The following is a 9990-nucleotide window of genomic DNA, read 5'->3' as shown; positions in this document are numbered from 1 at the left end:
ATATATGGCGGATTCTTTCACAAAAAAAGAAGGCATTAAGAAGAAAATTCAAAAGCAAAAGGAAAAAGAAGCGCGTCGTGAAGAGCGCAAAGACAGCAACGACAAAGGCAAAACATTGGATGACATGATCATGTATGTTGATGCTTACGGTCAATTAACAAGCACTCCACCAGACAAGAACATTAAAGTTGACTTTGATCTGGATGATATTCAATTGGGTGCAGCTAAAATAGAACCGGAAGAAACCTTAAAAGTTGGAACTGTTACTTTTCTTAGCGAGAAAGGCTATGGCTTTATCACTGAAGAAAAAAGTAAGGAAAATGTTTTCTTTCACGAAAATAACTGTACTGAACAAATCAAAAAAGGAAACAGAGTTTCTTTTGAAGTGGAGAAATCTCCTAAAGGTTTTTCAGCAGTTGACATTAAAATTGTAAAGTAAATCAAAATAAAAAGCGCCTTATGGCGCTTTTTTTAATTAGAATCTTTTCGTCAATCTCTTCGATAACTAATTCATTTTTCTCACAATAAATAATTAAGTTAAATTTAATTATTAAGTTTGATTTTACCACAAAACAAAAACCGATCTTTCGACCGGTTTTTTTGTTTTTCAATTACTGTAAATAAAATTTATAGCAACTTAGTATTTACTTGTTAAAAATGATCCACGTAATCATTGATCGTTTTCAATTCTTCTTTGCTAAGTTTTATATCAATTGCCTGTGCATTTTGTTTCGCCTGTTTTGCATTTCTTGCGCCAGCCAAAGCAATCGTAATACCTTCTCTTTCAATGGTCCATCTTAAAACCAACTGACTTAAACTCGCTTTATGCTCGTCTGCGATCGGTTTAATTTTATCCAGCAACTCATTTGTTTTTTTAACGAAATCCGGCTGAAAATGGGGAAGATCTGCGCGGTGGTCACCTTCTTCAAACTTATAATCAGGTGTAATTTTTCCAGTAAGCAATCCTCTTTCCATTGGGCTGTATGCCAAAATCGACTTATTACTTTCGATACAATAGGGAACGGTTTCTTTTTCAATGCCACGAGTCACCATGCTAAATGGGATCTGGTTGGAAACTAATTTTAAAGTTTCTTCGGCTTCTTTCATTTGTGCCGCATTATAATTACACACTCCCGCAAATTTCACTTTTCCCTGTTCTATCAATCTTGAAATTGCCTCAAATGTTTCATCGATCGGGGTAGTTTCATCGGGCCAGTGAATTTGGTAAAGATCAATAAAGTCTGTTCCAAGGCGTTTTAAACTTTGCTCACATTCAAATATCACACTTTCTTTGCCTGCATATTTATAGATGTCAATCTTATTGCCGTCATTATCTTTGGAGTGCATGGCCAGTTTTCCTTTATCAAGATCCCAGCGCATTCCAAATTTTGTGAGAAGCTGAACTTGATCTCTTGGGATTCCTTTTATAGCTTCACCAACGATTTCTTCACTTGTGCCTTGTCCGTAAACCGGCGCCGTATCGATTGAAGTCACGCCATATTCATGCGCAGTTTTTATGGCTTCGATGGCATCATTGCGGTCAGTGCTACCCCACATCCATCCTCCGGCTGCCCAGGCGCCAAAAGTAATTGCTGAAACTTCAAGGTCGCTGTGTCCTAATTTTCTGTATTCCATTATTTAATTTTTATTGTAAAGTTATTTTTTGTTGTTTTAAATTATAGCCTCAGTGCTAATTTTTCCAAAGTTTTTTAAGCTTTATTATAAGTTTTTAAAGTTTACAATTATGTGACCAAGCAAAGGTCGTATTGATTTTAAATTATCAATGGCACAGAAAATATATATCTATCATATATTTAATGGGAATTTAAACTTAATTGAAAAGCTTTTCTAAAACGGATCAATGGCATATTTTAGTTAAATTTAAATAAAACAGCACCTAATTTTTATTTAATATCAGTGAATTTTCCTATATTAAACAATTGCTCAAAACTCAAATGGAATGATAGTAGCAGCTGAAAAAATATTAAAATATAAACTAAACAATCAACAGCAATGGCACACGAAAAAGCAGGATTTATAGGATTAGGCAATATGGGACATCCAATGGCAAAAAACCTTGAAAAAGCAGGATTTACCTTATCCGTTTATAACAGAACACCTGAGAAAGCAGCAGATTTTAAAGACAGTTCCACAGTTTGCACCAGTATTTCTGAACTTATTAAGAATAGCGATGTGATTTTTTCCATGCTAACAAATGATAGTGCAGTTGAGGAAGTTTACAGAGAAATTCTCCTTGAAGATTTGAAAGGTAAACTTTTTGTCGATATGAGTACTATTTCACCAGAATTGAGTAAAAAAACCGCGCAAAGCATCAATGACAAAGGCGCGAGTTTTATCGACGCTCCCGTGGCAGGAAGTACTAAACCGGCGGAAGAAGGCACGCTGATTATTTTAGCCGGAGGCAGCAAAGAAGATCTGGAAAGAGCTGCACCTTATTTGGATAAAATGGGCAAAGAAACCAGACATTTAGGTGAAAATGGCAAAGGCATTGCCGCCAAATTATCTGTTAATTATTTTATTGCTGCACTTTATCAGGGTTTGGCAGAAACAATTTTGCTATCCGATCATCTGGGCATTTCGCGGGAAGATATGTTGGGCATTATCAACGCCAGTGCAAGTGGTAGCGGCGCCACCAAGGTAAAAACACCACTCTTGCTAAGCAATGACTTTGCACCCGCCTTTGCTTTAGATTTGATGTTGAAAGATATTCTTTTGGCTGTGGACGCCGGCGCAGAAACACCTTTGGCAAAAGTTCTAGCAAAAACCTACCAGTCTGCAAAAGACAAGGGCCACGGAAAAGACGATGTAATTGGGATCATTAATTATTTAAAAAAGGACAAATAACTCTTTAAAGTGTATTTTAAAACTTCGTATTTTTACTCAGTCAACTTCCATATTTTAATGATCATAGCATAATTTAAAATATATTTTTTAAAATTAAAGACTTCATTAGAGGTCTTTTTTTTATATCAATTTTGTAAAATAATGAACCGGAATCAACTTAGAAATAAGCTTCAGTCTTAACTTTAAAACTGTTTGGACCAAAATAGTTTTAAAAACAAGCTATTTATACCTGTAATTTTAAAAACAATCTTTTTTAAAATTTACCTGCAAAGTGCATTTTCATAAGCGTGATCAACACGAGCTGCAGAACAACCACCGCAGAAAATTTGAGCAGAAAACTCTTTTTTGAGCTTTTGTGTTTAAAGTAGATCATTCCTAAAACAGCACCCAAAGTACCGCCCAAAAAAGTAAATAAAAGAAGAATACTTTCATCCACTCTTCGCTTTCCCCTTTTTGCAAACCATTTATCCAGCCCAAAGGTGAAGAAGGTCAGAAACGTAAAAATAAGAAGTAGATATTTGGTAACCATAATTTAGAAAAGATCAAAACACAATTTTAATTTGTGCGAAAACAAAGTAAAGGCTTTTGAAGCGGCTTTTCTTCCCCAAAATGAATTTATTTTTAAAGACCATCGATCGAAAGAACCGACTTTCATTTCAAAGTATTTAAAGTGTTCTAAATAAATTCCCATACAAAGATTAATATTTTAAAACAGGTGTCAAAAAGTATATTTTACAAAAGCTTCAAAAAACAAAAGCAACAGTGGTTTTTTTCCACCATAAAGCCACGCGTTTGTAAAGTTTTAAAGAAACATCTTTAACTTTTGAACGCTATCCAAATAAAGTAGTGGGTTCTGCAGGCTCATCCAGATTTACTGCCACGAGATCTGCCTCATGATTGGGATAGGCAAAATCCTGTATATCACGTGTTGTGAGCCACTCTTTTTCCATGCTTTTCGTTAAAACGATGGGCATTCGGTGTTTGGTATTGTGGATCTCGGTCATCAGTTCATTTGCGCCGGTCGTTACTATAGAAAAAGTCGTTAGATCCTCACCGCTGACTTTATCCGTCCAATGGCCATATATGCCGCCCAGTGCGATCATCTCCGTATTGGGAAGCGTGAGGTAGTGTTTTTGTTTTTGCTTACCCTTGCCATCCATCCATTTCCATTCATAGAAACCTTTTACCAGGACCAGACAGCGCTTTTGATAATTATTTCGGTAGGATGGTTTCTCTGCCACGGTTTCCACGCGGGCATTAAGGGTTTGTTTTTGTATGCTGCGGTCTTTGGCCCAGGACGGGATCAAACCCCAATTGGCAGAAGTCGCAACCGTTGGATTTTCATCCAAAACGACGGCAACCAGCGGATGACTGTAGCCATTTAAAAATTCATCTGCTCTAAATTCCTTGCCCTCAAAGCCCAGATTATAAACCTCCTTTATTCCCTTTTTTGTAACACCGGCATCTACGTAGTAGCACATAATAAGATATTTAAAGTCAAAATTACAAAGATTATTTAATGGTCAGAAATAATTTTGATTAGATTATTTATTTTATAATATCACTTTCTATAGATCTTCTAGTGCTTTAAGATTTGTGATCTCAGTATTTATTTTATCTAAATAAATCAACTTCACAAAACAACTGTCTACACCATCATGATCTATAGATAATTGTATGTTTCCTAACTCAGTTGAAAATATGGAATAGTATTTACAATTATCAAATTGAACTCCATACATCTTTCTCCCATCATCTGCATCCTCTGAATATAACATACTATCAAACTTCTCAACTACTTCTGATGGTTCACCATACTTTTTAGTGAGCAATTGTTTTAAGTTAAAGTAATTATCTGCAAGGCTGGACCAGGTATCTTTCTGTGGAAAAATTACTGCAATTTTAGAAACAAGATCTTTTTGCTTTAAAGTGGAAACTCCTACAACACACCCTTTATAACCGGCAAAATCACCTTTCAAAATAGCCATGCCATTATTCGTTCCATTGTGCGTGAAACCTCCAAGTTTCATCTTAGCAATATAATTATTGAGTGTTCCATCAATAGGAATTCCCTTGAAACTAAGATGTTCCGGTGTTTGGCTTTTTGCAAATGGAGCGAAAGCGAAGAGAAACATAGTTATAATTAGTAGTCTTGTTTTCATTTGTGTATATTTTGAATGTTTATTCTATTTCAATCAGATCAATCTCCTTCATCGACCTATCCGTTTCAAACAAAGCCACAATAATTTTATGGTAATGCAAAATATCTTCAAACTCCAGCGTTCTTCCCTGTCGGTCTTTTAGCCATTTTTGGGCGGGTTGATAGCCACCGATGTAAAATTCCCACGCAGTAAGAGGGATCTTGTCAAAATACTGTGATTCGTTGATCCATATTCTGCCCAATTGTTGGTCTTCATCATAGAGTTCCCAGTCTTTTTTTCCGACTTTGGTGGTGATCATATTACTGCCATCTTTTGGATAAGAGGTAATATAATTTTCCGTTTGCGCCGCTTCCAACAAATGCAGTTGCCGTATTTCGCCACCCAATTGCACGAGTTTCCAAAAAGTTTCTGCGTCTTTTGGATAGGGAACTCTGGGAAAATCGATCTTCAAAAACTCTTTGTATTTCTCCCGATAAGTGGGAGAATGCAGCACGGCGTAGATATAATCTAAAAGATCAATTGGCGCAAAGGTTTGGTTGTCTGTTGATGGTTGATGGTTGTCGGTGTTATTGCGAGGCATTGCCTGCGAACCGTCATTGCGAGGCACGAAGCAATCCTCTTCTTTTTCTTTCTCATTAGTAAATTGTAAACCTAACTTTTCTTCTATTTCTTTTACAATTTCTTGATTAAGATTAGGTGTTCTTTCTGAAGATTCAAATGTTAGTTGTCCGTTATTTTCTGGATAAAGATAAAGCGGAAAAGTTTGCAATGAATCTGCTGCACTATCTAATAAATGTAAATCAAGTATATTTTTACTTATAAAACTATATCCAGAACTAAGCCCCCGATTTAATCGTGTTGTTACAAATGCAATATTTTTATGAATTAAATGATCCATAATTTTATTTCGTGGATATGCCATAAACCCTTTAGATTTACTTGTATAATAAGTATGTCTGTAGTCAAAAGGTCTATATTGAATTATTGATTTTATACCCTTTTTATTTTGTAGAACATCATCTTTAGCATTTTTTAATGTCCAGTCTCTACCATCCGATTGCAAATTATGTTTAAATCTAATGTTTTCAAGATTGTTGTTTTCAAGATCATACAAAACTTCATCTAATTCGCCTTCCTTTATTTTTATTGTAAAAGAATCTCGTTCGGTTTTAATTCCTGTTGCGTTAGTATTAAAAAGTTGCTCAATTCCAAATCCTTTTCGATATAAATCTAAAGTTTTATAATCACGAGGAACAAAGTAGTAATAAGGATCATTATATTTTAGACAATCCCAATTAATTTCATTTAAATTGTTTTTATTTAAAAAATTATATTTATGTTCTCTATTACCATATAAGTTAGAGTGAAAAACCTGACCAAGTTTTTTTGTTTTATTATTTATGTTTTTAATAAAGATATTTATTGAAACTCCTTGCATAATATCAAAAACGTTTTGATCTATTGATCCGTCGGGACTAGTTTCTTTCTTCTTTGAATTACCATGTAAATCTAAAATGTAAATTTTATCAAACGATTGTAAAAGATTTTTTCTCATTTGCCTATGAGTAACACCATCAATAAAACTATTATTAGAAATATAAGCTAAAATTCCATATTCATTTTTATCAATAAAGTGTTGTCCATATTTAATAAATTTTACATAATCATCTGATAATGAATTATAACTTGTTTCTTTAAGATTTTTCTTATAATCGTTCAGTAAATTTTCTATCCATTTTCCATTGTTAGTACTACTTGAGGAATATGGCGGATTACCGATTACACACATCACCGGCGTATCTCTTTTTATATGATTGGCTTCATTCGCTTCGGTGCTCAACCAACTGGCAAACAAAGTTCCTGTATCAGGATGGTGCTCTTCTAAACTATTGGTGAGATAAACACGTGTTCGTTGCTCTTTGGTCGCTTTAAAACCTGTTTCTTTCAACAGCAGATCCAACTTCAAATGCGCCATTGCATAACTTGCCATCAATAATTCAAAACCATTTAATCTTGGTAAGAGATTATTTTCTACATAACTGCTCCAGATGCCTTCCTGTCCTTTAAATTTTTTGTTGACGTGTTTAATGACTTCCGCCAAGAAAGTTCCCGTTCCCGTTGCAGGATCTAAGATCTGCACTTTATGCACTTCTTTTTCTACTTTCTTTCCATTTACATCAACCTTAATTTTTGTTTTGCTCGTATCTGCCAAACCTTGGGGCAAATCAAATTCCGTTTTTAGAATATCATCTACCGCACGCACAATAAAATTGACCACTGGCGCAGGGGTGTACCAAACGCCACGCGCTTTTCGCAAAGCCGGATCATATTCCGCCAGGAAAGTTTCATAAAAATGAATGATGGGATCTTCCATTTTGGTCGTCTTACCATAGTTTTTCAGGATCTCTTCTACATTACAAGCCAAAAATATTTCCGCCAGATTATCCACGATCCATTTGATGCGGTCGTCAATATCAGGACCGGCGATATAGCCGAAGAGTTTGCGCAAAAACGGATTGGATTTTGGGATCAGTTCTGCCGCTTCCTGTCTACTGAAGGTTTTTAAAGTAGGATCATGCAAACGTGCTGCAAACATTCCGTACGCAATAGTCTGCGCATAAACATCTGCAAAACCTTTAGGCGTAATATCGTGGATCAAAATACTTTTGAAAGCCGTCATTTGTTCTTTCAGCGTACTATTTTCGTTGTGCGTTTCATCGCTCGTCAAAGCTTTAGCGATAACATCAGAAAGGAGTCGAGCCTTTCCTGCCATCATCTCAGCCAGTTTTTTTGGACTTTTAATATTTTGCCCAATGTGTACACAAAAATCTTTGATGAGGTTTTCGAACTGTGCAAAATTCTGCGGAAGCGGCACAATACCTTTATCTGTAATTTCTCCAATGGCAACTTTGGTCACAAACACCCCATCATTATACAAATGAAAATCTACATAATCTGTAAAGATAAGATTACCCAAGGAAGCTTTATACCGGTCAAACTGTTCCTTGTTGCCTGATCTTTTTTTGCCATCCAGATCTTTGTCGCCTACATCTTTTGCTTCAATAAAACCAACGGGGATATCTTTTTTGGTGAGGATATAATCCGGCGCACCACAAGATTGTCTTTTTGGTTCGTTGGTCGCCCTGATTTCCGGCACCAGACTTTCAATCAACTGCTGCAGATCACCCCGAAACGTATGTTCCGTGGCGTTTCCCATTAGGTATCTTTGGTTGATGTTGGTGAGGTAAGATTGAATGGTCATTAGTTGGTTATAATTGGCTATTATTTAATATCTGTTATTCCATGGTACACAGGCTGTCGTAGCAAGAAACATATGTCGTCATTGCGAAGTACACATATCGTCATTGCGAGGAACACATATCGTCATTGCGAGGCACGAAGCAATCTCATCATGTGTGCGCAACCATATCGCAGAGGATTGCTTCGTACCTCGCAATGACAGTGAAAGTTCCTCGCAATGACAATGAAAGTACCTCGCAATGACAGTGAAAGTACCTCGCAATGACAGTTTGTGCGATCGCTTTCCAGCTACAATAATATTCATGAGTTTTGTAATGATGTTGAATATTAAAAACCTGCTCCTAAACTTTCAAATTCTATTGTAATTTCATCATACAGATCTTTCCATTCAGCATTAAAATTATTTATTAAATTGAGTTTATTTTTTCTCGATCCTCCTTTTATTTGCTTTTCACGGGCAATAGCATCTCCTATTTCCTGAAATGCTTCCCAATAAACCAATTTCGTAAGATTATATCTGCTACTGAATGAATTCTCATATCGTTTTTCTTTATGATCTTTTATTCTTTTTGGCAAATTTGAAGTAACTCCTACATAAAGTGTTGTATTATATTTATTAGTAAGGATGTATATAAAACCGGGTTTCATATTTGAATGTTTAAGCGAATGTACTAAAAATTTATTATTAGAAGTTGGGTAGCAGTCTTTGCACGCCTTTATTGCAAGGAAGATGAATTATTATTGCGACGAACACGAATTGTTTTTGCGACGAACACGAATTGTTTTTGCGAGGAACACCTATTGTCATTGCGAGGAACGAAGCAATCTCATAATTTGTGTATAACTATACTGCAAAGGATTGCTTCGTTCCTCGCAATGACAGGCGGGTTAGGTGAAATACTAAATCACCCACAAAAAAACCCCACTATCACAAGTGGGGTTTTAGCTTAAAGAATGGTAAGCAGTCCGACGTAATTGCTGTTGCAGGCGAGGTTTTCTTTGGTATTATTAAAATACACCCACACGCTGACGGCTTTTGCCTGATACGATAAAGGCAGCGTCATTTCGGCGGACAGATCACCGCGCACTGCGATATTCTGAAAGATCTCAAAGTTGCCAAGATCTTCACTGTAGCAAACCACATTAACGATATCATCAGCACTGGCATTGCCCTGCAGACTGTTATCCACCCAGTTGAACTCAATTTTTTGTCCCGCCACCGGTGCCGCCGTCAGATTTTGAAAACCCGCCAGGTCGCCTTTGGTGATCAGTACTTTGTTGTAAAGCAGCTCCGGAACCCCCAGCACCACAGAGATGGCATTATCCAGCATGTAAGATACTGCCAGATTGACCCGGGATTTTGCACCGCTGTTTTGCCCAAAATACCGGCTCTGGATAAATTTAAGCGGTTGCATAAATTGGACGACCAGCTTGAACTTTGCCTGCTGCAATAGTTGCTTTTCAGTGGGCAGCTTGCTGCTCTTTTTTGGCCGGCTGCGGAGAATGTCTTTCCCCCGGAAGTTAGCACCCACAACGGTACCTATTGTACCAGAGATGCCACCCAGAATTCCTTTTGTGATTGTTGCCATAATAATAATTTTGTTTGTTATTAGAGCGAAGATATAGCACAACAAGCTCACCATCTTCACATTAAATAATTATGACAGTATTTGACGGTCTTTGACTGGAAATGACACCGTCT

Annotated in this window: 9 protein-coding genes; 2 read left to right on the top strand and 7 right to left on the bottom strand. The window is 36.4% G+C overall.

The features are described 5' to 3' along the window. Positions 1-4 precede the first annotated feature (4 nt). On the top strand, positions 5-439 hold the full coding sequence (locus BM238_RS02760; protein WP_090078649.1) for a cold shock domain-containing protein: 435 nt from the start codon (positions 5-7) through the stop codon (positions 437-439). Between the two features lie 212 nt (positions 440-651). Here the strand turns inward: BM238_RS02760 and BM238_RS02755 are convergent, their stop codons facing one another. Next, positions 652-1635: an aldo/keto reductase gene (locus BM238_RS02755; RefSeq protein WP_090078648.1), complete on the bottom strand. Its 984-nt coding sequence runs from the start codon at positions 1633-1635 to the stop codon at positions 652-654. A 378-nt stretch (positions 1636-2013) separates the two neighbouring features. On the opposite strand from BM238_RS02755, the gene BM238_RS02750 reads away from it, so the two are divergent. Next, positions 2014-2865, top strand: coding sequence for an NAD(P)-dependent oxidoreductase (locus tag BM238_RS02750; RefSeq protein ID WP_090078647.1), 852 nt, complete (start codon positions 2014-2016; stop codon positions 2863-2865). Positions 2866-3118: 253 nt separating this feature from the next. On the opposite strand, the gene BM238_RS02745 is transcribed toward BM238_RS02750, so the two are convergent. From BM238_RS02745 to BM238_RS02720, 6 genes are all read right to left on the bottom strand, one after another. After that, on the bottom strand, positions 3119-3394 hold the full coding sequence (locus tag BM238_RS02745) for a DUF1294 domain-containing protein (RefSeq protein WP_090078646.1): 276 nt from the start codon (positions 3392-3394) through the stop codon (positions 3119-3121). Between the two features lie 301 nt (positions 3395-3695). Further along, entirely contained in the window at positions 3696-4346 is a 651-nt protein-coding gene (locus tag BM238_RS02740) for an SOS response-associated peptidase (protein WP_090078645.1), read from the bottom strand. 87 nt (positions 4347-4433) lie between these two features. Next, positions 4434-5027 carry a hypothetical protein gene (locus tag BM238_RS02735; protein ID WP_090078644.1) on the bottom strand — a complete coding sequence of 198 codons (594 nt, stop codon included), beginning with the start codon at positions 5025-5027 and terminating at the stop codon, positions 4434-4436. Positions 5028-5046: 19 nt separating this feature from the next. After that, positions 5047-8289, bottom strand: coding sequence for a type ISP restriction/modification enzyme (locus BM238_RS02730; RefSeq protein ID WP_090078643.1), 3243 nt, complete (start codon positions 8287-8289; stop codon positions 5047-5049). A gap of 326 nt (positions 8290-8615) precedes the next feature. After that, entirely contained in the window at positions 8616-8936 is a 321-nt protein-coding gene (locus BM238_RS02725; protein ID WP_090078642.1) for a GIY-YIG nuclease family protein, read from the bottom strand. Between the two features lie 299 nt (positions 8937-9235). Further along, positions 9236-9877, bottom strand: coding sequence for a DUF6266 family protein (locus BM238_RS02720; protein ID WP_090078641.1), 642 nt, complete (start codon positions 9875-9877; stop codon positions 9236-9238). Between the last annotated feature and the right edge of the window lie 113 nt (positions 9878-9990).

The sequence above is a fragment of the Halpernia frigidisoli genome, from assembly GCF_900113805.1.
Taxonomy (GTDB): Bacteria; Bacteroidota; Bacteroidia; order Flavobacteriales; family Weeksellaceae; genus Halpernia; species Halpernia frigidisoli.
Note: the sequence above shows the minus strand (reverse complement) of the source record. Positions and strands in the feature narration are given on the sequence as shown.

Coding starts and splice junctions, on each gene's coding strand:
- BM238_RS02730 (WP_090078643.1), bottom strand. CDS start 8,289: ATGACCATTCAATCTTACCTCACCAACATCAACCAAAGATACCTAATG.
- BM238_RS02750 (WP_090078647.1), top strand. CDS start 2,014: ATGGCACACGAAAAAGCAGGATTTATAGGATTAGGCAATATGGGACAT.
- BM238_RS02735 (WP_090078644.1), bottom strand. CDS start 5,027: ATGAAAACAAGACTACTAATTATAACTATGTTTCTCTTCGCTTTCGCT.
- BM238_RS02725 (WP_090078642.1), bottom strand. CDS start 8,936: ATGAAACCCGGTTTTATATACATCCTTACTAATAAATATAATACAACA.
- BM238_RS02745 (WP_090078646.1), bottom strand. CDS start 3,394: ATGGTTACCAAATATCTACTTCTTATTTTTACGTTTCTGACCTTCTTC.
- BM238_RS02760 (WP_090078649.1), top strand. CDS start 5: ATGGCGGATTCTTTCACAAAAAAAGAAGGCATTAAGAAGAAAATTCAA.
- BM238_RS02740 (WP_090078645.1), bottom strand. CDS start 4,346: ATGTGCTACTACGTAGATGCCGGTGTTACAAAAAAGGGAATAAAGGAG.
- BM238_RS02720 (WP_090078641.1), bottom strand. CDS start 9,877: ATGGCAACAATCACAAAAGGAATTCTGGGTGGCATCTCTGGTACAATA.
- BM238_RS02755 (WP_090078648.1), bottom strand. CDS start 1,635: ATGGAATACAGAAAATTAGGACACAGCGACCTTGAAGTTTCAGCAATT.